This is a genomic window from Burkholderia pyrrocinia (genome assembly GCF_022809715.1).
In the GTDB taxonomy this organism is placed as follows: domain Bacteria; phylum Pseudomonadota; class Gammaproteobacteria; order Burkholderiales; family Burkholderiaceae; genus Burkholderia; species Burkholderia pyrrocinia_C.
The window spans coordinates 1,301,094-1,319,616 of record NZ_CP094459.1 but is presented as its reverse complement, the minus strand read 5'-3'; the positions used below and the strand labels follow the sequence as shown (position 1 = coordinate 1,319,616).

Genomic DNA, 18,523 nt, shown 5'->3' with positions numbered 1-18,523 from the left:
TCCCTCTTGAAATGCGCTGCGGCGGCCACTAATTACGCGTTGCCGGGCAGTGCTCCATGCAACGCACTGCCCCCGTTTCGACCCAGTGGAGCCACCCGTCGCGCCCGCCGCAGGCGTCGCGCCGTCGCGTCTCCCGCGTTCACTGTTCCGGAGGACCATCATGAGCGGTATCCATAACGGCCACGACCTGTTCGACGAATTCGCCCGCGTGCAGCGGCAGGTGGCGAACCTGTTCGGCGAGCTCCCGTCCGGCATCCGTGCGTTGCGGCCGGGCGCATTTCCCGCGCTCAACGTCGGCGCCACCGACGATGCGATCGAGATCGTCGCGTTCGCGCCCGGCATGGCCGCGGCCGATTTCGACGTGTCGATCGACAAGGATCTGCTGACGATCAGCGGCGAGCGCAAACCGGCGCCGCGCGGCGAAGGCGACGACGTGCGCACGTATGCGCAGGAGCGCTTTCACGGCACGTTCCGCCGCGTCGTCGAGCTGCCGCAGAATGCGGACGCCGACAACGTCAGCGCGCGTTACGAAAACGGCTGCCTGCTGATTCGCGTCGGCCGGCGCGAAGCATCGAAGCCGCGTGCGATCACCGTTCAGTAATCTTCAGGATACCGACATGAACACGAACCCGACCCTGGCCGAACGCCACACCGCCACTACCCGCCCGGCTGCCGCGGAAGCCGCGCGACGGCCCGCGATCACGCCGGCCGTCGACATCGTCGAGAACAATCTCGGCGTCACGCTGCGGGCCGACCTGCCCGGCGTGCCGCGCGAGAACCTCGACGTGAAGGTGCACGACAACACGCTGACGATCGAAGCCGACACGCACATCGACACGCCGGCCGACCTGCGCGTACGGCATGCCGAAGTCCGCGCGCTGCGCTATGCGCGTACGTTCGTGCTGAGCCCCGACCTCGACACGTCGAGGATCGACGCGAACCTGCGTGACGGCGTGCTGACGCTGACGATTCAGCGCCGCGAAGAAACGCGCCCGCGCCGCATCGACGTGACGGCAGGCAACGCGTAAGCGTTGACGCGCCGCAGCACGGCATGTTGCGATACGCATAAAAATGCCCCGCCGGGCGCGATACCCGGCGGGGCATTTTTTGCATCGGGCGACGCGCGTGCGCGCGCGCCGTATGCGGATTCAATCGAAATCGAACAGGTCGAACATCGACTTGCGGCGGCGCTGGCCGTCGTGCGAGCGGCCGTCGCGCCCCCAGCCATCGCGATCGCGCGGCGCGTGGGTGGGGCCGTGCGCGTCGCGCGAAGCGGGAGCCTCGTCGCGCCGCGCCGGCGCATCGCCGCCCTCGCGTGCGATCAGCTTGTCGAGTTCGCCGCGATCGAGCCACACGCCGCGGCACGTCGGACAATAGTCGATCTCGATCGACTGGCGCTCGGCCATCAGCAGGTCGGGCGTCTTGCAGACAGGACATTTCATCGCGTTTCTCCTTTCGGTGCGAATTCCAGACGAATTCCGTATCAAGGCGCGCGAGCCGGCCGTTGCGGCGGCCGGCATCCCGCGCGCCGGCTCAGCGGCCTTCCACCCGTGCCGCGCGCTTCGCCTTCGCGCGCCGCGCCAGCATGTTCATGCCTTCGACGAAAGCCGAGAACGCCATCGCCGCGTAGATGTAACCCTTCGGCACGTGCGAACCGAAGCCTTCGGCGATCAGCGTCATGCCGATCACGACCAGGAACGACAGCGCAAGCATCACGATGGTCGGGTTGCGGTCGATGAAGCGCGCGAGCGGCTGCGCAGCGAACAGCATCACGGACACGGCGACGATCACCGCGACGAACATGATCGGGACGTGCTCGGTCATGCCGATCGCGGTCACGATGCTGTCGATCGAGAACACGATGTCGAGCATCACGATCTGGCCGATCGCGGCCCACATCGTCAGGCCGGCCGCGCCGCCGGAACCGCCCTCGCCGTCACCGTCGTGCGACACGTGGTGATGGATCTCGGTGGTCGCCTTCCACACGAGGAACAGGCCGCCGGACAGCAGGATCATGTCGCGCCACGAGAACGCGTGGTCGAAGAGCGTGAACACGGGTTCGGTGAGGCTCGCGATCCACGCGACGCTGCCGAGCAGCGCGAGGCGCATCACCAGCGCGAGCGCGATGCCGAGGCGCTGCGTGCGGGCACGCTGCGCTTCGGGCAGCTTGTTGCTGAGGATCGAGATGAAGATCAGGTTGTCGATGCCGAGCACGACTTCCATCACGACGAGCGTCAGGAGCGCGGCCCAGACGGCGGGGTCGGCGGCAAGCGTCAGCAGGTAGTCCATGAAATGGGCCGATACGAAAGTGGAAAGCCCGATGATATGCCGACCCGGACTTCGAAAAAATCAGAGAGAATCTGATTTTAGGTTCGGTTTTTCCGAAGTTTCGATCCGATGCTCAATTTCCGACATCTGTACTATTTCTGGGTCGTCGTGAAGGAAGGCGGCTTCGCGCGCGCGGCCGGGCGGCTCGACATGGCCGTGCAGACGATCAGCGCGCAGGTGCGCGAGCTCGAGAAAGCGCTCGGGCACCAGTTGTTGCGCCCGGCCGGGCGCGGCGTCGCGATGACCGACGCGGGCCAGGCCGCGTATGCACGCGCGGAGGCTATCTTCGAGATGGGGCGCCTGATTCCGGACGAAGTGCGCGCGGCGGCCAGCCAGCCGACCGTGCGGCTCGCGGTCGGCCTCGCGGACGGCATCTCCAAGCTCGCCGCGCATGCGATCCTCGCGCCCGTGCTCGACACGCCCACGCTGCGGCTGCTGTGCCACGAGGGCGAGCACGATGCGCTGCTCGCGGAACTCGCGCTGCATCATCTCGACCTCGTGCTGGCCGGCCAGGGCGCGCCGTCGGGGTCGAACCTGCGCGTGACGAGCGAACGGCTCGTCGCGTCGCCGGTCGACTGGTATGGCCCCGCGGCGCTCGTCACGCCGGCCGCGCGGCAACGCTTTCCGCAATGCCTGGCCGACCTGCCCGTGCTGCTGCCGACCGCGCATTCGGCGCTGCGCGCGCGCCTCGACCTGTGGCTGGAAGGCGAACGGATCGTGCCGCGCGTGGCCGGGGAATTCGAGGACAGCGCGCTGATGGCCGTGTTCGCGGCGCGCGGCCTCGGCGTGTTCCCGCTGAGCGAGCTCGGCGCGAACGACGCGTCGCTGCTGCGCGGCCTCAGGCGGCTCGGGCGCGCGGGCGACGTGACCGAGGAAATCCACGCGATCCGCTCGCGGCGCGGCGAACATCATCCGCTGACGTCGCAATTGCTGGCTTCCACGCGGCCATCGCCGGCCGGCTAGCGCCTGTTCGCGATCGTTCTCGCCGGTAACGGCTAGCCGTCACCGTCATGGGCGGGAACAGCCGCCGAAGCGAACGTGACATCAAACGAAACTATAATGACGCCCCGGCCATCCGAGATTGCCACGCGCCCATTGCCGGCCCCGCCCCTGCGCGACGGCCGCCATCCGGTTGCCGCGCGTCGCGCGCAAACCCCTCGCGGCATCTCGCCGAGCCTTCTGAAAGACGCCATGCACAACCGATTTCGCCTGTTTTCCGTTTCGTGCGCGCTCGCGGCCGCAGCCGTGCTGGCGGCGTGCTCGTCGCCGCCCAAGCCGATCTACCAGCAGGAACAGTTCGACGCGACGACCAGCCCGTATGCGCATACGTTCCACTCGAAATCCGACGCGGCCTGCGAGGCCGCGCGGCGCGCGCTGTTGAGCCAGGGTTATGTGGTGTCGTCGTCGCGCAACGATGCGGTCGACGGCAGCAAGAATTTCCAGCCGAACAACGACATGCACGTCGTGATCGAGTTTCACGTGGTGTGCGCGGACGCGACCGCGGACGGCTCGTCGAGCATCGCGTACGTGAACGCGGTGCAGGACCGCTACACGCTGAAGAAGTCGAATACGTCGGCCAGCGTCGGCCTCAGCGTGTTCGGCTCGCTGTCGCTGCCGATCGGGTCGAGCGACGATGCGCTCGTCAAGACCGCGAGCGAGACGATTCCGGCCGGCGTGTTCTACGAGCGCTTCTTCAATCTCGTCGACCATTTCCTGAAGATCGACCCGGCCCGCCGCGACCGCGCCACCGTGAAGGCCGCCGAGAAGGAAGCCGTCACGCCGCTGCCCGAACCCGCGCCGACGCCGCAGGGCGAACCGCTGAAGATGACGACGCCGGTCGTGCCGACGCCGCCCGCGGCGCCGGTGCCGCTTTCGGTGCCGGGTGTCGCGCCCGGGTCGGGCGCGAACGCCGTGCCGGCCGCGGCGTCGGCCGTTGTCGCGCCGGCTGCGATGCGCGCGGCCGCGCCGGTGGCGGCGTCTGGTTCGGTGACGGCGTCGGCTTCCGCACCTGCGTCAGCTTCCGGTTCGGCGCATGCGTCGGCTTCGGCTCCCGTACCGGTTTCGGCTCCCGCACCGGCTTCGGTTCCCGCACCGGCTGCCGCGCCTGCACCCGCTTCCGGCACGGCGTCGCCGCCTGCCAGCGCAGCATCGACGCCCGCCGGCTTGGCACCGGCCGCCGCCAAGCCGGCATCGACCGTGCCGGCGCCTCGGGCCGCAACATCCGCATCGACATCGACATCCGCGCCGTCGAGCGCGTCGCATACGCCGGCGGACAAAACGCCCGCCCCGCCGCAGCGGACCCCGTCGCGTCATCCGCGCCGTCCGGCGCGAGCGCACCGGCCGCGAACTGACCGGCTGTCCGACCGGCCGTCCAACTGGCCGTCCGTATCGTCGCGCCCGGCCGCATCCGGCGCAGCGCGACGATACGCATCCCCTTCATCCCCGCAGGAATTTCCGCGCGTCCGGCTGCCTGCCGGCTGCGTTTTCGCCATTGCGATAACAGGAACGTGACGTCGACGCGTCGCGGCAAGCGCGGCATAGCCGATGCCCGTCGTCGCCGAAATTGACGACCACCCTTCCGTCACCCGACCAACCCGCGTGCCGGCTTCCCCGCTTACCGCAACGTCGCGCGCAGCGTCTGCAGACGCCCGACGGTCACCGAAATCGACGACCGTCCTTCCGTCGCCCGACCAACCCGCGTGCCGGCTTCCCCGCTTATCGCAACGTCGCGCGCAGCGTCTGCAGATGCTCGACGGTCGCCGTCACGCCGCCGCAGACGATCACGGCGATGTCCGACGCCGACGCGAGCACCGGCACCGGCCGCTCGAGCGCGGCCAGCGCGGCGCCGCACGCAGGCTCGACGACGATCCGGTGTTCGTCCAGGAACCGCAGCGACGCGGCCACCGCTTCCGCATCGGACACGACGACGGGATGGATCTCGTGCCGCGTCGCCCATTCGACCGCCGCGTCGCACGGCCGCTTCGCGCCGAGCGACGTCGCGATGCTCGCGATCGCCGGCAATTCGACCGGGCGCCCCTGCGCGACCGAGCGCGCATAGCAGTCGGCGCCTTCCGTTTCGGCCGCGACGACCGGCACGTCGTGCCAGCCGTTGCGCGCCAGCCCTTCGAGCACGCCGCACAGCAGCCCGCCGCCGCCGACCGCGAGCACGACCGCATCGGGCTTCGGGCCGACGGCCGCCATCTCGTCGATCATCGTCGCGTGGCCCTGCCACAGCACGCTGTCGTCGAACGGATGCACGAATGCGTCGTGCTCGCCGAGGGCCGATTGCGCGAACGCGTTCGCCTCGGCCCAGCTCGCACCGTGCACGACCAGCTCCGCGCCCTCGACGCGGATCAGCTCGCGCGCGCGGGCCGACGCGCTTTCCGGCACCACGACCAGCACCGGCACGCCGAGTTCGCGGCCGCAATACGCGACCGCAATGCCCGCGTTGCCGCCCGACGACGACACGAACCGCCTCGCGCCGGCCGCATGCCGCGCTTCGCAGACGGCGCCGATGCCGCGCAGCTTGAACGAGCCCGACGGCTGCAGCGCATCGAGCTTCAGCCGGATGGTCCTGCCGAGCCGGCGGGATGCGATTTGCGAGCGGATATAAGGGGTCGGGATATGAAGCGGCATGGGGCGGGACACGATCGGAACGGGGGGGGGAACGCACGCGACTCGCGAACGAGTGCGGCAACGACGGTCATCGTACGACACGCTCGCCATGCTTTCCAATACCATCGAATGGCGTTTGCTATGCTTGTCAGGCATATCAACGAACCGGAACGGGCTCCGCATGCGCCAGATCGAACTGCGTCACCTGCGTTACTTCGTGGCCGTCGCGCAAGCCGGCAGCGTGATGGCCGGCGCCCGCGCGGCCGGCATCGTCCAGCCCGCGCTGTCGCGGCAGATCCGCGAACTCGAGGACGCGATCGGCACGCCGCTGCTGATCCGCCGCACCACCGGCGTCACGCTCACCGCGGCCGGCACGAGCTTCCTGCGGGATGCGACCGGCCTGCTCGCAACGCTGCAGGACAGCCGCGAACGCGCGCTGCGCAGCGCGGCCGGCCAACTCGGCGAACTGCGGCTCGGTGCACTGCCGAACTGCCTGCCGCTGCCCGTCGTCGCGAACGTGCTCAAGGCGTTTCGCGACGCGTGCCCGGACGTGAAGCTGTCGATCGCGCCGATGCTGTCGGCCGAACAGGCGAGCGCGCTGGTGCGGGGCCAGCTCGATGGCGGGATCATGGCGTGGCGTCGTGACGAGGCGCCGCACCTGTCGGGCGTGCGGCTGCTGAGCGACCGCTTCGTGCTCGCGATGCCCGCGCCGCCCGGCGGCCGCTTCAACGCACCGCGCACGCTGGCCGACGTCGCGAACGAGCCGTTCGTCTGGTTCGACGCGCAGCGCTCCGCCGCGCACCACCGGTTCCTGATGGCACAGTGCCGGCAGGCCGGCTTCACACCGCGCATCGCGCAGGTCGGCAGCGACATCCCGACGCTGATCGGCCTCGTCGCGGCCGGGATGGGCTGTGCGTTCGTGCCGGAAAGCGCATCGCCGACCTGCCCGCGCACGGTCCGGCTCGTCGCGCTCGACGAACTCGCGAGCCGCTTCGACATCGAGTTCGTGTTCGACGGCGCGGCAGCGGTACCGTCGCCCGTCGTCGCACGGTTCCTCGCGGCCGTGCGCGAGGCGGCCGGCGAACCGGATTGACCGGGCGCCGCGCGTCGGATACCGGGCGCGCGCGGCAAGCGATCGAGCGACGCGATTCGCGCCGCCGGCCGGCGAACGGATTCCGCCCTCCGTCAAATCGTCCTTTTAGCCGTTGCAACGCGCCAGGCAGCGTCATCGCGCCCGCGAACGATCCTTTAAAACGGTGACGACGGACGTCCCGGCGCCCGCATTTTTAAATTGACACCAAAAACGGCCGTTTAACGACATTTCGAATTGTCATGTGCCGAAATATACTTCGCGCGCATCCAGTCCTCGTGCCAATGAGAGGATGCGTTTCCGCCCCGGTCACGGTCCCCCTGTGGCCGGGGCTTTTTTGCCCATGCACCGCGCCGGCAAAGGGTTTTCGGCCGCGACGCGATGTCCGCGCCGGGTTGTCGCCCGCGCATGAAGGCCCCGTTCGATCCTCCGGTCACACGCCGCTGCGCAGTCGCCGGCCGGCTCCCGGATCGCCGCGCGCGACGAGCGTCGATCCGCCGCAAGCCACCACCGGATCGCGATCCCCCGGCCGGGGGCCACGCCCTTCGCATGACGAAAAGCCTTTCGCAACACGCATCTTCGTTCGCCCGCCCTGCCGGCGCGCCGCCCGCGGGCCTCGTGCGCTCCCAATTGTTGACATCGAATCAAGATAATTTCGTCCGCATGCAGCTTTTTCCGCAAAAGTAATGCAGGCACACTTCGCGCTATCCTCGACGGCCCCCGTGCTGTTGTCCCTCGATTACAGGAGCCCATCGCGTGAACGCCACGACTTCCTCTCCTTCCCGCCCCGGCGGCAGCGCCGCGCTGCCGCTGCTGGCGCTCGCCGCCGGCGCGTTCGGCATCGGCACGACCGAGTTCTCGCCGATGGGCCTGCTGCCCGTGATCGCCGACGGCGTGCACGTGTCGATCCCGCAGGCCGGCATGCTGATCAGCGCGTATGCGATCGGCGTGATGGTCGGCGCACCGCTGATGACGCTGCTGCTCGCGCGCTGGTCGCGCCGCTCGGCACTGATCGCGCTGATGTCGATCTTCACGATCGGCAACCTGCTGTCGGCCGTCGCGCCGGGCTACACGACGCTGCTGCTCGCCCGCCTCGTGACGAGCCTCAACCACGGCGCGTTCTTCGGGCTCGGCTCGGTGGTCGCGGCCAGCCTCGTGCCGCGCGACAAGCAGGCCAGCGCGGTCGCGACGATGTTCATGGGCCTCACGATCGCGAACGTCGGCGGCGTGCCGGCCGCGACCTGGCTCGGCCAGATCATCGGCTGGCGCATGTCGTTCGCGGCGACCGCGGGCCTCGGCCTGATCGCGATCGCCGGCCTGTTCGCCGCGTTGCCGAAGGGGGAAGCCGGCAGGATGCCCGACCTGCGCGCCGAGCTGTCGGTGCTGACGCGCCCGGTCGTGCTCGGCGCGCTCGGGACGACGGTGCTCGGCGCCGGTGCGATGTTCACGCTCTACACGTATGTCGCGCCGACGCTCGAACACCTGACCGGCGCGACGCCCGGCTTCGTGACCGCGATGCTCGTGCTGATCGGCGTCGGCTTCTCGATCGGCAACATCGCGGGCGGCCGCCTGGCCGATCGATCGCTCGACGGTACGCTGGTCGGTTTCCTGCTGCTGCTGATCGCGACGATGGCCGCGTTCCCGCTGCTCGCGAGCACGCATGCCGGCGCCGCGGTCACGCTGCTCGTGTGGGGTATCGCGACGTTCGCGGTCGTGCCGCCGCTGCAGATGCGCGTGATGCGTGCGGCGCACGAAGCGCCGGGCCTCGCGTCGGCCGTCAACATCGGCGCGTTCAACCTCGGCAACGCGGTCGGCGCGGCAGCCGGCGGCGCGGCGATTTCGGCCGGCTTCGGCTACTCGGCCGTGCCGCTCGTCGGCGGGCTGATCGCCGCGGCCGGACTCGCGCTCGTCGTGCTGCAGATGACGCAGCGTCGCCGCGCACCGGCCACCGCGAATTCGTAATCGCGACCCGTCCCGCGCCGGCGGCGCACGCGATCCGGCGCTGCTGCGTCAGCGCGCGCCGGCAAACCCGCCGAAGAACGCACGCGCGTTCGCGTCGAGGCTGTCGAGGTGATAACCGCCCTCCTGCACGATCACCGTCGGCAACCCGAGCGCGCCGATCGCGCCGCCGAGCCGCCCGAAACCGTCGGTCGTGACGGCGACCTGCGATTGCGGATCGTCCTTGTAGATGTCGAAGCCGAGCGCGAGCACGAGCGCGTCGGGCTCGAACCGCGCGAGCGCGCGCAGCGCGTCATCGAGCCGCTCGAAGAACGCTGACTCCGGCGCGCCGTGCGGCATCGGCAGGTTGAGGTTGAAGCCGTCGCCCGCCCCCGCGCCCGTCTCTTCCTCGTAGCCGGCGACGACCGGATAGAAGTTGGTCGGATCGCCATGAATCGATACGTACAACACGTCGTCGCGACCGTAGAAGATCTCCTGCACGCCCTGCCCGTGATGCATGTCGGTGTCGAGGATCGCGACGCGCCGATGGCGGCCGAGCAGCGATTGTGCGGCAATCGCCGCATTGTTCAGGTAGCAGAAGCCGCCGGCCGCGTCGCGACGCGCATGATGGCCGGGCGGCCGGCACAGCGCGTAGGCCTCGCGCGCGCCGTCGTTGACGTCGGCCGCGGCCGCGAGTGCGCCCTGCGCGGACCAGTACGCGGCACGCCACGTGTTCGCGCCGACCGGGCAGCTGCCGTCGGCGAGGTAGCGCGCGGCTTTCGCGAGTATGCCGCGCAGCGGGTTCGGATCGCGCACGAACACGTTCGACATCACTTCGTCGCCCCAGTCGTCGGGCATCTGCTTCCAGTCGCGGTGCGCGTCCTCGAGAAAGCGCAGGTAGTTCATGTCATGCACGGCCGCGATCGGCGCGGTGCCGCGGTCGGCCGGCTCGCACACGTCGAAGTCGAGCGAGCGCACCGCCGCGACGAGCCGCGCCGCGCGCTCGGGCACTTCCTGCGGTTCGCGCATCTGCCCGCGCGACAGGTAGCTGCGCGGATGGTGCAGCAGTTGTTCGGGATGGAAATAGGTTTTCATCGTTCGTCCTCGTCGGTTCGCCGCGTCATGCATCGTGCGCGGTGGTCGCCGCTTCGGCGCGCGCGGCGACGCCGGCGCGCGCCAGCACCGCATGGAGCAGCACGTTCGTGCCGCGCGTCACGTCGTCGGGCAACGCATCCTCGGCTTCGTTGTGCGACAGGCCGTCGACGCACGGGATGAACACCATCGCGGTCGGGAAGCGGCGCGCGAGCAGGATCGCATCGTGGCCGGCGCCGCTGACGATCCGCTCGTTCGTGTAGCCGAACGCGGCGGCCGCCTGCGCGACCAGCTCGACGCAATCGCGATCGAACGGCGTCGCCGGGCTGCGCCAGCAGGTGTCGATCGCGACCTGCACGCCGCGCGCGGCGGCGATGCGCGCGCACGCATCGCGCAGGTCGCGCTCCATCGCATCGACTTCGGCGTCGTCGTGATGGCGCAGGTCGACCGTGAACGTCACGTCGCCGGCGATGGTGTTGCGCGACGCGTTGCGGATGCCGACCTGCCCGATCGTCGCGAGCCCGCGCGGCGCGTAGCCGGCGACGATCCGTTCGAGTTCGAGCGCGATCTGCGCGCTCGCGAAATACGCGTCCTTGCGATACGGCATCGGCGTCGTGCCCGCGTGCGCGGCGACGCCCGTTACCGTCACGTCGAGCCAGCGGATCGCCTGCCCGCCCGTGACGATGCCGATCGTCGTGCCGTTCGCCTCGAGCACGGGCCCCTGCTCGATATGCGCTTCGAAATACGCATCGACCGCGCCGCCCGTCGCGCGCGTGCCGCGATAGCCGCATGCGTCGAGTGCCGCGCCGAGCGTGACGCCGTCGGCGTCCTGCTTCGCGAGCGCCTCGTCGAGCGGCAACGCACCCGTGAACACGGCCGAGCCGAGCATCGCCGGCGCGAAGCGCGCGCCTTCCTCGTTGGTCCACGACACGATTTCCAGCGGCTTGTCGGTCGCGACGCCTGCGTCGTTCAGCGTGCGCACGAGTTCGAGCGCGGCGAGCACGCCGTACACGCCGTCGAAGCGGCCGCCTTCGGGCTGCGTATCGAGATGGCTGCCGATCAGCACCGGCGCGGCCTGCGCATCGGTGCCGTCGCGCCGCGCAAACAGGTTGCCGGCTGCATCGACGCTCACCGTCATCCCAGCGTCGCGGCACCATTGCGCGAACAGGTCGCGGCCGCGGCGGTCGTCGTCGGTGAGCGCGAGGCGCCGCACGCCGCCGCGCGGCGTCGCGCCGACACGTGCCATGTCGGCCAGGCTCTGCCACAGACGCGCGCCGTCGATTTCCAACAGGTCTTTCATTTGCACTCCGGATGAATTCGTTCTTAATGGTTCAATGCGAACCGAGCGCTTCGGCAGCGGCCGGCTGCGCCGCCCGGCGCGCATCGAGCGCGACGATGCAGAGCAGCGAGATGCCCGCGAGACACGTGTAGAACACCGCGAGCGGCCACCACTGACCCGTGAAGCGATGCGCGAGCCACGTGCCGACGAGCGGCGTCAGGCCGCCCGCGATCGCGCCGCAGATCTGGTACGCAAGCGAGATCGCCGAATAGCGCACATGCGCGGGAAACACGTCGCTGACGAAGCCCGCGATCACCGAATAGAAACCGGCCATGCACACGACCGCGAGCGCGATGCCCGCGACGAGCGACGCGGACGTGCCGCCCTGCACGAGCATGAACATCGGATACGGCGACAGCATCGCGAGCAGCGCCGCGAGCTTCAGGAAGCGCGCGCCGCCGATCCGCTCGGCGATCCATGCGGCGATCGGCTGCGCGACGAACTGGATGATCGCAACCGCGAACAGGCTGTCGAGGATCAGCGAGCGCGATACGCCGACGTACTGCGTGGTGTACGCGATCATGAACGTGTTCGTGAAATAGACGCCCGCGATCCCGATCGTGTTCGCGCCGATGCAAAGCAGCACGAGCCCCGACGCGGAACGGAACACTTCGGCGACCGGCAGCTTCACCGTGCGGTTCGCTTCCTTCATGCGAGCGAATTCCGGCGACTCGTTCACGCCGAGCCGGATCAGGAGGCCGACCACGAGCAGCACCGAACTCGCGAGAAACGGCAGGCGCCAGCCCCATGCGAGGAAGTCGGCCTTGTCCATCGACGTGACCGCGCGGAACGCGATCAGCGACAGGATCAGCCCGGCCGGGCTGCCGAGTTGCGCGAACGACGCGAAGAACGTGCGGCGCCCCTGCGGTGCATGCTCGCCCGCCATCAGCACCGCGCCGCCCCATTCGCCGCCGACCGCGATCCCCTGCACGACGCGCAGCACGACGAGCAGCACCGGCGCGAGCACGCCGACCTTCGAATAGTCGGGCAGCAGCCCGACGCAGACGGTCGCGACGCCCATCATCATCAGCGTCGTCATCAGCGCCTTCTTGCGGCCGATACGATCGCCGAGATGGCCGAAGATGACGCCGCCGAGCGGCCGCGCGAAGAAGCCGACCGCGAACGTCGCGAACGACGCCATCGTGCTGACGAACGGGTCGTGCGACGGGAAATAGAGTTCGCCGAACACGAGCGCGGCGGCGGTCGCGTAGATGTAGAAGTCGTACCACTCGATCATCGTGCCGATGAACGCGGCCGTCGCGGCGCGTCCCGGCTGGCGGGCGGAAGGAAGGGACTGGGTCATGCGGGCTCCTGATGCGCGCCGCGTTGCGGGCGACACGCAATATCGTGGTGACGGCCGTCTGTGGCGGCCTCGCGCCGCACGCTGCGGCTCCCCTCCTTTATCGGCGACCGCAAATCATTAGTCAAATTTCAAGTTATTATTCGCCGTATAAATTCAACTAATGTCCGACCCGACGCCTCGCCCGGAGACCCGATGCGCCCCGACCTCGCCCCGTTCCTGAACGACCGTCTCGACTGGAACCTGCTGCGTACCTACCTGGTGATCATCCAGGAGCGCAGCGTGAGCCGCGCGGCCGCGCGCCTGCATGTGACGCAGCCGGCCGTGAGCCAGGCATTGCGGCGGCTCGAGGACGCGCTCGAGCGCCGGCTGATCGAGCGGCGCGGCGCGCACTTCGCGCCGACGCCGGCCGGCGAAGCCGTATACCGGATCGCGAGCGACATCTACGGCGGCATCTCGCGCCTCGAAACGGAAATCGACGACAGCACGGCCGACCTGACCGGTTCGATCCGGCTGCTGACCGTGAGCCGCATCGAATCGCCCGTCTACGACGAGTTCCTCGCGGACTTCCATCGCGCGTATCCGCGCATCGACCTGCAGATCGAAGTGATGCGCTCGTCGGACATTCTTTCGTCGCTACTGCAGAAGACGGCCACGGCCGGGCTCGGCCTGTGCCGCACGCCGCACGACAAGCTCGAGATGCGCTGCTTCCTGCGCCAGCGTTATGCGATCTACTGCGGCCGCCATCACCGGCTGTTCGGGCAGACGCAACTGCGGATGGACGATCTGCTCGCGGAAAATTTCGTGTCGTTCACGAGCGACCAGATCGGCGACAGCCTGTCGCCGCTCACCGTGTTCCGCGACCAGAAGGGCTTCACGGGGCGCATCGTCGCGTCGTCGCCGAGCCTCGAGGAAGTGCGGCGGCTGATCTTCGCGGGCTACGGGATCGGCTGCCTGCCCGAGCACATCGTGCGCGACGACATCGCGCAGCAGCGGCTGTGGCGGCTGCCGCCCGACGACGGGCTCGTCGATGTCGACGTGTTCCTGCTGTGGCATCGCGACCGCAAGATGAACGCGGCCGAGCACGCGTTTCTCGACGCGATGGAGCGCTGCATGCAGCGCTATTCGCTCGCGGAGCGGCTGGGGAAATAGCGGCGCGAGCGCGCGCGGAGAAAGCGCCGGGCGCACACGGCCCGGCGCGTCGACGGCATCAGAAGCGATGCACGATGCCGAGCTGCACGCCGCGCGCATTCGCGCCCGGATACGCGAGCGGCAGGCCGGGGTTCGCCGCGCCCGCGAGCGTGTAGCCGGCCTGGTTGCGGTTGCGCAGGTACGACAGCGCGCCATAGAAGCTCGTGCGCTTCGACAGGTCGTACTCGTACATCAGCCCGAGCTGGTCCGCGTTGTTGCCCTGCGACGACTGGTCGTGCAGATACGCGTAACCAAGCGCGACATAGTTCGCCGGGTTGAACTGGTATTTGACCGACAGCCCGTACACGCGCGAATCGATCCCGAGGTCGGCCCACTTCACGGCGGAGAAGCCGCCGTACACGGTTGCGTTGCCGAACGCGTACGACGCGCCGGCCATGAGCGTGCGATCGGTCGTGGTCGCCGTCGCGTTCTTCAGCCACTGGCCCGCGACGAACGCAGCGAACGGCCCGTGCTCGTAGGTCAGGTCGAACTGCTGGCTGGAGCCAGCCGAGCGCGCGCCGCCCGCATCGCCGAACCCGAAATACAGCCCACCCTGGAAGCCGGCGATCTCCGGGCTCTGGTACGACAGCGTATTGCTGGTGCGGAACGCGAACACGGTCAGGTTGTCCATGCCGGACGCCTGCGTGACGCCGCCGAACGCATCCTGCCCGCCCTGGTCGTTGAACAGCGGCGAATTCTGCCGGCCCGCGCGCACCTTGCCCCACTGCCCCGCGACGCCGACCCACGCCTGCCGGTTGAACATGCTGCCCGAACTCGCCAGCGAGCCGTCGTTCGGGTTGAAGCCGTTTTCCAGCGCGAACTCGATTTTCTGCCCGCCGCCGATATCCTCGCCGCCCTTCAGCCCGAACCGGCTGCCCCACTGGCCGCCCGAGCCGATCGCCGCCGTATAGCCGTTGCCCGTATTCACGTATTGCGCGAATTCGTCGATCACGCCGTACAGCGTGACGCCGTCCTGCGCGAGCGCGGCGCCCGAGCCGCAAAGGCACGCGGCCGCGACCGTCATGCGAAGAACGGCATGCGGCGGCCGCACCGGGGAAGCGCTCCCGCGGCATTTCATTTGCTTAGTCATACTATTTTATTGAACGAGAATGAAACGACGCCGGGTGCGGCGGTAGCGCCGCACCGGCATCGCGGGAAAGCGAATGTGCAGGGGAGCCCGGCGCAGGCCGCGCCCGGCACGACATACCGCTCAGGCCGGCAGACGGCCGGCCCGATGCGCGAGACGTGTCGTCAGTGGTGAACTTCGCCGCGTTCGAGCGGCAGGATCAGGCGTTCGGGGATAACGCGACGCGACGCGCGCGCACCGACGTAATACAGCACGGCTGGCACGATCAGGCCGAGGATCCACGAGATGTCGGTGCCGCCGAGCGCGTCGACGAGCGGACCGGTGTAGATATGCGTCGACATGAACGGCAGCTGCACGAGGATGCCGACCACGTAGATCGTGATCGCCATCGCGTTCCAGCGGCCGTAGCGGCCATCCGGATCGGACAGCGCCGGCACGTCGTAGCGCGAGCGCGTGAAGCAGTAGTAGTCGACCAGGTTGATCGCGCTCCACGGCGTGAAGAACGCGAGCAGGAACAGGATGAACGCGGTGAATTCCTTCAGGAACGAATGGCGGCCCGCGAGCGCGATCAGCGTCGACACGCAGATCATCCCGAAGATGTACACGAGGCGGCTCTTCGACGATACCGCGCCCTTGCCGCGAAAGCCGCTGACGATCGTCGCCATCGACATGAAGCTGCCGTACGCGTTGAGCGCCGTCACCGTCACCTTGCCGAACGCGATGCTGAAGTACAGCAGCGCGGCCACGGCGCCCGTCGAGCCGAGACCGACGATATACGCGACCTCATGGTGCGCGAACTGGCTGCCGGCCAGTGCGGCCGCGAACACGCCGAACACCATCGCCGCCTGCGCGCCGATCACCGAGCCCAGGCCGACCGCAAGAAACGTCGCGACCGACGACGTCGAGCGCGGCAGGTAGCGCGAATAGTCGGCGACGTACGGGCCGAACGCGATCTGCCACGACGCCGACAGCGACATCGACAGCAGGAAGCTCGCGAGCGAGAAATGCCTGTTCGCGAGCAGCGCGCCGACGTCGTGGTTCGCGAACAGCTGCGAGAACATGTAGACGAACGCGACGATGCCGACCACGCTCGCGATCCGGCCGACGAAGTGGATCGCGCGATAGCCGAACACGGTCAGCACGACGATCACGGCCGCGAACAGCAGGATGCCTGCAGCGTCGTCGACGTGCAGCAGCTGCGCGACGGCCTGCCCGGCCAGCACCGAGCCGCTGGCGGAAAAGCCGATATACATCAGGCACACGAGCACGATCGGGATCATCGCGCCGTACACGCCGAACTGCACGCGGCTCGAGATCATCTGCGGCAGCCCGAGCTGCGGCCCTTGCGCGCCGTGCAGCGCCATCACTGCGCCGCCGACGAGCTGGCCCAGCAGCAGCGCGACCAGCGACCAGAACACGTCGCCGCCGAGCACGACGGCGAGCGCACCGGTGACGATGGCGGTGATCTGCATGTTCGCCGACAGCCACAGCGTGAACTGGCTCAGCAGTCCGCCGTGGCGTTCGGCATCGGGAATGAAGTCGATCGAGCGAACCTCGATCAGGCCGCCGGCTTTTCCACTGGAATTCGTTGACACGGGGGAAATCTCCAAAATACTCAGGATCGCAAATGGTTTGAACAAGACAGGAATCTGCGAGCCGCCCTTTCGGCTCTTCGGGTGCGGGGCGCCGTGGATCGCCGGCATGCGCCACGCACGCACGGTTTGCACGCTGGCGCGCAAGCGGCACGACGTGTGCCGACATTGCCAGCGGATGATCTTGTATATACAACTTGCGAGATATCGGTGATTACCCGGAATCGGCAAATTTTGGAAATTGTCCGAATGATCGCGACGCGTCCGGCGGATTTGATTGCAAGTCGGACGTCGGAAAAATGAAAGGTCAGGCGCTCGCGGGCGGTGCCTGATCGGGCGCGGCCGCCATGTCGCCGGCGGGGAGCAGGTTCAGCATGCGCCGCGCGGCTTCGCTGCCGCGCGCATGCAGCCATTCGTCGTAGTCGTCGCGCCGCAGGATCACGACGCCCCGCTTCTCGTCGCCGGGCCGATGCATCCGCGCGAACACCGGATGATCGTCGGCATTCACCGTGAGCATCGCCATGCCGATGCATTCGCGGCCGTCGTCGGTTTCGTAGCGCCGCCAGATGCCGGCGACACAGTACGGTTGCCAGCCGTCGACGCCGATCCGCTGCCACACGTTGCGGCCGGTTTCGTAACATGGCTCGCAGATCCACCGCGCCGGAATCAGGCAGCGCTGGCCGTTGCGCCACGCACTACCGTAGAGCCGCGACGAACCGACCGTTTCCGCGCGAGCGTTCATCGTATCGAGCTTCTTTCTTTTCCGGCCGTTCTCGTCGAGCCGCTCGGGCTGCATGAATTTCGGCCAGAAGCCGAACACGGCCGCCACGACCGCGAGGCCGTCGCCGTCGGCGCGCGCGATCGGCGCCGCGTAGTCGGGATACACGTCGGGTGCCCACGGGTCGCGGCGGTACAGATCGCCGATGCCGATCTTCAGCTCGCTGATGCCCGGGTCTTCACCGGGGGCGCGGTAGTGGGTGCACACGGTTCGAAGGACGATGGAAGCAATGTCTCCATCGTAGGTCAGCGCGCGTGCCGCGAGCGCGCTATCGCTTTGTATGACGAAACGGTTTTACGAATCGACCATGCGCCGGGATTCGGCCGGCGCATCCCGTCATGCGCGCGCGCCGCTTCAGACGAGCCGATCCGATGCGACGACCTGCACACCCGGCCGCGCGTCGATCGCGGCGTCGACCAGTGCGCGCGCAATCCGTGACGCGGGATTCACGCGCCACTTCGCCGGCAACACGGGTCGGGCGATGTTCAACGCGAACACCAGCAGCCGCTCGCCGAGCCTGAATTCGTCGCGGCTGCCGCCGATCAGGCCCGGCCGCACATAAGTGAGCGACGCGAACCCGACGCCGGCCAGCGCCTGTTCGACCTCGCCCTTGACGCGGTTGTAGAAGATGCGCGACGCCGGATCCGCGCCGAGCGCCGAGTTCAGCACGTAGGCCGGCGTGCCGTGCCGGTGCGCGAGCCGCGCGACCGCGAGCGGATAGTCGTGATCGACGCGCCGGAATGCCGCCTGCGAGCCGGCGGCGCGCATCGTGGTGCCGAGCGTGCAGATCACCGCATCGGCCTGCCACCAGTCGGCCGTGTCGGGCAGATGATCGAAGTCGACCTCCAGTGCGCGCATCTTCGGATGCGGCGACAACGGCCTACGCGCGAGGACGACCACGTGATCGACCCGCGCATCGGCAAGCGCGACTTCGAGGACGTGGCGCCCGACGAGTCCGGTCGCGCCGACGAGCAGCAGTTTCATGTCCGGTTCTTCCGTGTGGAGCCTGCGTTGGCGGGCCGGGAGCGGCCCGGTTTCCGGCTACCGACATGATGGTCGGCCGACGTGGCGCCGGCAACCGGCCCCCATCTCTAAAAATTACAGGCTGCACTCATGCCCTATCTCGAACTGGCCGCGTCGCGCCGCCGGCTCCGGGCCATCGCATCTCAGACC

General features: G+C 68.7%; 16 protein-coding genes and 1 pseudogene. 7 read left to right on the top strand and 10 right to left on the bottom strand.

Annotation, left to right across the window (positions count from 1 at the left end; translation table 11 throughout):
- Positions 1-160 precede the first annotated feature (160 nt).
- Both MRS60_RS06245 and MRS60_RS06240 read left to right on the top strand, forming a co-directional pair.
- Entirely contained in the window at positions 161-601 is a 441-nt protein-coding gene (locus MRS60_RS06245) for an Hsp20/alpha crystallin family protein (RefSeq protein ID WP_243565397.1), read from the top strand.
- A gap of 16 nt (positions 602-617) precedes the next feature.
- The gene (locus MRS60_RS06240) at positions 618-1,028 is read left to right on the top strand and encodes an Hsp20/alpha crystallin family protein (protein ID WP_243565396.1); all 411 of its coding nucleotides are present in this window, start codon (positions 618-620) and stop codon (positions 1,026-1,028) included.
- Between the two features lie 120 nt (positions 1,029-1,148).
- Here MRS60_RS06240 and MRS60_RS06235 read toward each other — a convergent pair whose 3' ends face one another.
- Positions 1,149-1,442 (bottom strand): zf-TFIIB domain-containing protein, encoded by a 294-nt coding sequence (locus tag MRS60_RS06235; protein WP_243565395.1) that lies wholly within the window; start codon positions 1,440-1,442, stop codon positions 1,149-1,151.
- 91 nt (positions 1,443-1,533) lie between these two features.
- Positions 1,534-2,289, bottom strand: a complete 756-nt coding sequence (locus tag MRS60_RS06230) for a TerC family protein (protein ID WP_034183246.1) — start codon at positions 2,287-2,289, stop codon at positions 1,534-1,536.
- A gap of 108 nt (positions 2,290-2,397) precedes the next feature.
- Here MRS60_RS06230 and MRS60_RS06225 point away from each other — a divergent pair, with 108 nt between their 5' ends.
- Positions 2,398-3,291 carry a LysR family transcriptional regulator gene (locus tag MRS60_RS06225; RefSeq protein WP_243565394.1) on the top strand — a complete coding sequence of 298 codons (894 nt, stop codon included), beginning with the start codon at positions 2,398-2,400 and terminating at the stop codon, positions 3,289-3,291.
- A gap of 228 nt (positions 3,292-3,519) precedes the next feature.
- Positions 3,520-4,679: pseudogene (locus tag MRS60_RS06220) on the top strand (DUF2242 domain-containing protein).
- Between the two features lie 364 nt (positions 4,680-5,043).
- Here MRS60_RS06220 and MRS60_RS06215 read toward each other — a convergent pair.
- Entirely contained in the window at positions 5,044-5,964 is a 921-nt protein-coding gene (locus MRS60_RS06215) for a pyridoxal-phosphate dependent enzyme (protein ID WP_152855246.1), read from the bottom strand.
- Positions 5,965-6,124: 160 nt separating this feature from the next.
- Here MRS60_RS06215 and MRS60_RS06210 point away from each other — a divergent pair, with 160 nt between their 5' ends.
- Both MRS60_RS06210 and MRS60_RS06205 read left to right on the top strand, forming a co-directional pair.
- The gene (locus MRS60_RS06210) at positions 6,125-7,036 is read left to right on the top strand and encodes a LysR family transcriptional regulator (RefSeq protein WP_034183242.1); all 912 of its coding nucleotides are present in this window, start codon (positions 6,125-6,127) and stop codon (positions 7,034-7,036) included.
- Positions 7,037-7,789: 753 nt separating this feature from the next.
- Positions 7,790-8,995: an MFS transporter gene (locus MRS60_RS06205; protein ID WP_034183241.1), complete on the top strand. Its 1,206-nt coding sequence runs from the start codon at positions 7,790-7,792 to the stop codon at positions 8,993-8,995.
- 48 nt (positions 8,996-9,043) lie between these two features.
- Here MRS60_RS06205 and MRS60_RS06200 read toward each other — a convergent pair whose 3' ends face one another.
- The 3 genes from MRS60_RS06200 to MRS60_RS06190 are packed head-to-tail and all read right to left on the bottom strand — an operon-like array spanning position 9,044 to position 12,705.
- Positions 9,044-10,066: a histone deacetylase family protein gene (locus tag MRS60_RS06200; RefSeq protein ID WP_034183240.1), complete on the bottom strand. Its 1,023-nt coding sequence runs from the start codon at positions 10,064-10,066 to the stop codon at positions 9,044-9,046.
- A gap of 25 nt (positions 10,067-10,091) precedes the next feature.
- Complete coding sequence (locus MRS60_RS06195) at positions 10,092-11,363, bottom strand: Zn-dependent hydrolase (protein WP_243565393.1); 1,272 nt, start codon at positions 11,361-11,363, stop codon at positions 10,092-10,094.
- A 31-nt stretch (positions 11,364-11,394) separates the two neighbouring features.
- Positions 11,395-12,705, bottom strand: coding sequence for an MFS transporter (locus MRS60_RS06190; RefSeq protein WP_034183238.1), 1,311 nt, complete (start codon positions 12,703-12,705; stop codon positions 11,395-11,397).
- 192 nt (positions 12,706-12,897) lie between these two features.
- Here MRS60_RS06190 and MRS60_RS06185 point away from each other — a divergent pair, with 192 nt between their 5' ends.
- Complete coding sequence (locus tag MRS60_RS06185; RefSeq protein WP_034183237.1) at positions 12,898-13,854, top strand: LysR family transcriptional regulator; 957 nt, start codon at positions 12,898-12,900, stop codon at positions 13,852-13,854.
- A gap of 58 nt (positions 13,855-13,912) precedes the next feature.
- Here MRS60_RS06185 and MRS60_RS06180 read toward each other — a convergent pair whose 3' ends face one another.
- From MRS60_RS06180 to MRS60_RS06165, 4 genes are all read right to left on the bottom strand, one after another.
- A complete protein-coding gene (locus MRS60_RS06180; RefSeq protein WP_432207831.1) occupies positions 13,913-14,971 on the bottom strand; it encodes a porin in 1,059 nt (352 codons plus the stop codon).
- A gap of 173 nt (positions 14,972-15,144) precedes the next feature.
- Positions 15,145-16,575 (bottom strand): purine-cytosine permease family protein, encoded by a 1,431-nt coding sequence (locus tag MRS60_RS06175; RefSeq protein ID WP_217587998.1) that lies wholly within the window; start codon positions 16,573-16,575, stop codon positions 15,145-15,147.
- Between the two features lie 304 nt (positions 16,576-16,879).
- Positions 16,880-17,557: an SOS response-associated peptidase family protein gene (locus MRS60_RS06170; RefSeq protein WP_131946836.1), complete on the bottom strand. Its 678-nt coding sequence runs from the start codon at positions 17,555-17,557 to the stop codon at positions 16,880-16,882.
- Positions 17,558-17,704: 147 nt separating this feature from the next.
- Complete coding sequence (locus tag MRS60_RS06165; protein ID WP_217587999.1) at positions 17,705-18,334, bottom strand: NAD(P)H-binding protein; 630 nt, start codon at positions 18,332-18,334, stop codon at positions 17,705-17,707.
- Positions 18,335-18,523: the final 189 nt, after the last annotated feature.

Bases quoted from the DNA above. Each gene is read 5' to 3' on its own strand.
- MRS60_RS06245 (WP_243565397.1), top strand. From the start codon at position 161: ATGAGCGGTATCCATAACGGCCACGACCTGTTCGACGAATTCGCCCGC.
- MRS60_RS06240 (WP_243565396.1), top strand. From the start codon at position 618: ATGAACACGAACCCGACCCTGGCCGAACGCCACACCGCCACTACCCGC.
- MRS60_RS06235 (WP_243565395.1), bottom strand. From the start codon at position 1,442: ATGAAATGTCCTGTCTGCAAGACGCCCGACCTGCTGATGGCCGAGCGC.
- MRS60_RS06230 (WP_034183246.1), bottom strand. From the start codon at position 2,289: ATGGACTACCTGCTGACGCTTGCCGCCGACCCCGCCGTCTGGGCCGCG.
- MRS60_RS06225 (WP_243565394.1), top strand. From the start codon at position 2,398: ATGCTCAATTTCCGACATCTGTACTATTTCTGGGTCGTCGTGAAGGAA.
- MRS60_RS06215 (WP_152855246.1), bottom strand. From the start codon at position 5,964: ATGCCGCTTCATATCCCGACCCCTTATATCCGCTCGCAAATCGCATCC.
- MRS60_RS06210 (WP_034183242.1), top strand. From the start codon at position 6,125: ATGCGCCAGATCGAACTGCGTCACCTGCGTTACTTCGTGGCCGTCGCG.
- MRS60_RS06200 (WP_034183240.1), bottom strand. From the start codon at position 10,066: ATGAAAACCTATTTCCATCCCGAACAACTGCTGCACCATCCGCGCAGC.
- MRS60_RS06195 (WP_243565393.1), bottom strand. From the start codon at position 11,363: ATGAAAGACCTGTTGGAAATCGACGGCGCGCGTCTGTGGCAGAGCCTG.
- MRS60_RS06190 (WP_034183238.1), bottom strand. From the start codon at position 12,705: ATGACCCAGTCCCTTCCTTCCGCCCGCCAGCCGGGACGCGCCGCGACG.
- MRS60_RS06185 (WP_034183237.1), top strand. From the start codon at position 12,898: ATGCGCCCCGACCTCGCCCCGTTCCTGAACGACCGTCTCGACTGGAAC.
- MRS60_RS06180 (WP_432207831.1), bottom strand. From the start codon at position 14,971: ATGAAATGCCGCGGGAGCGCTTCCCCGGTGCGGCCGCCGCATGCCGTT.
- MRS60_RS06165 (WP_217587999.1), bottom strand. From the start codon at position 18,334: ATGAAACTGCTGCTCGTCGGCGCGACCGGACTCGTCGGGCGCCACGTC.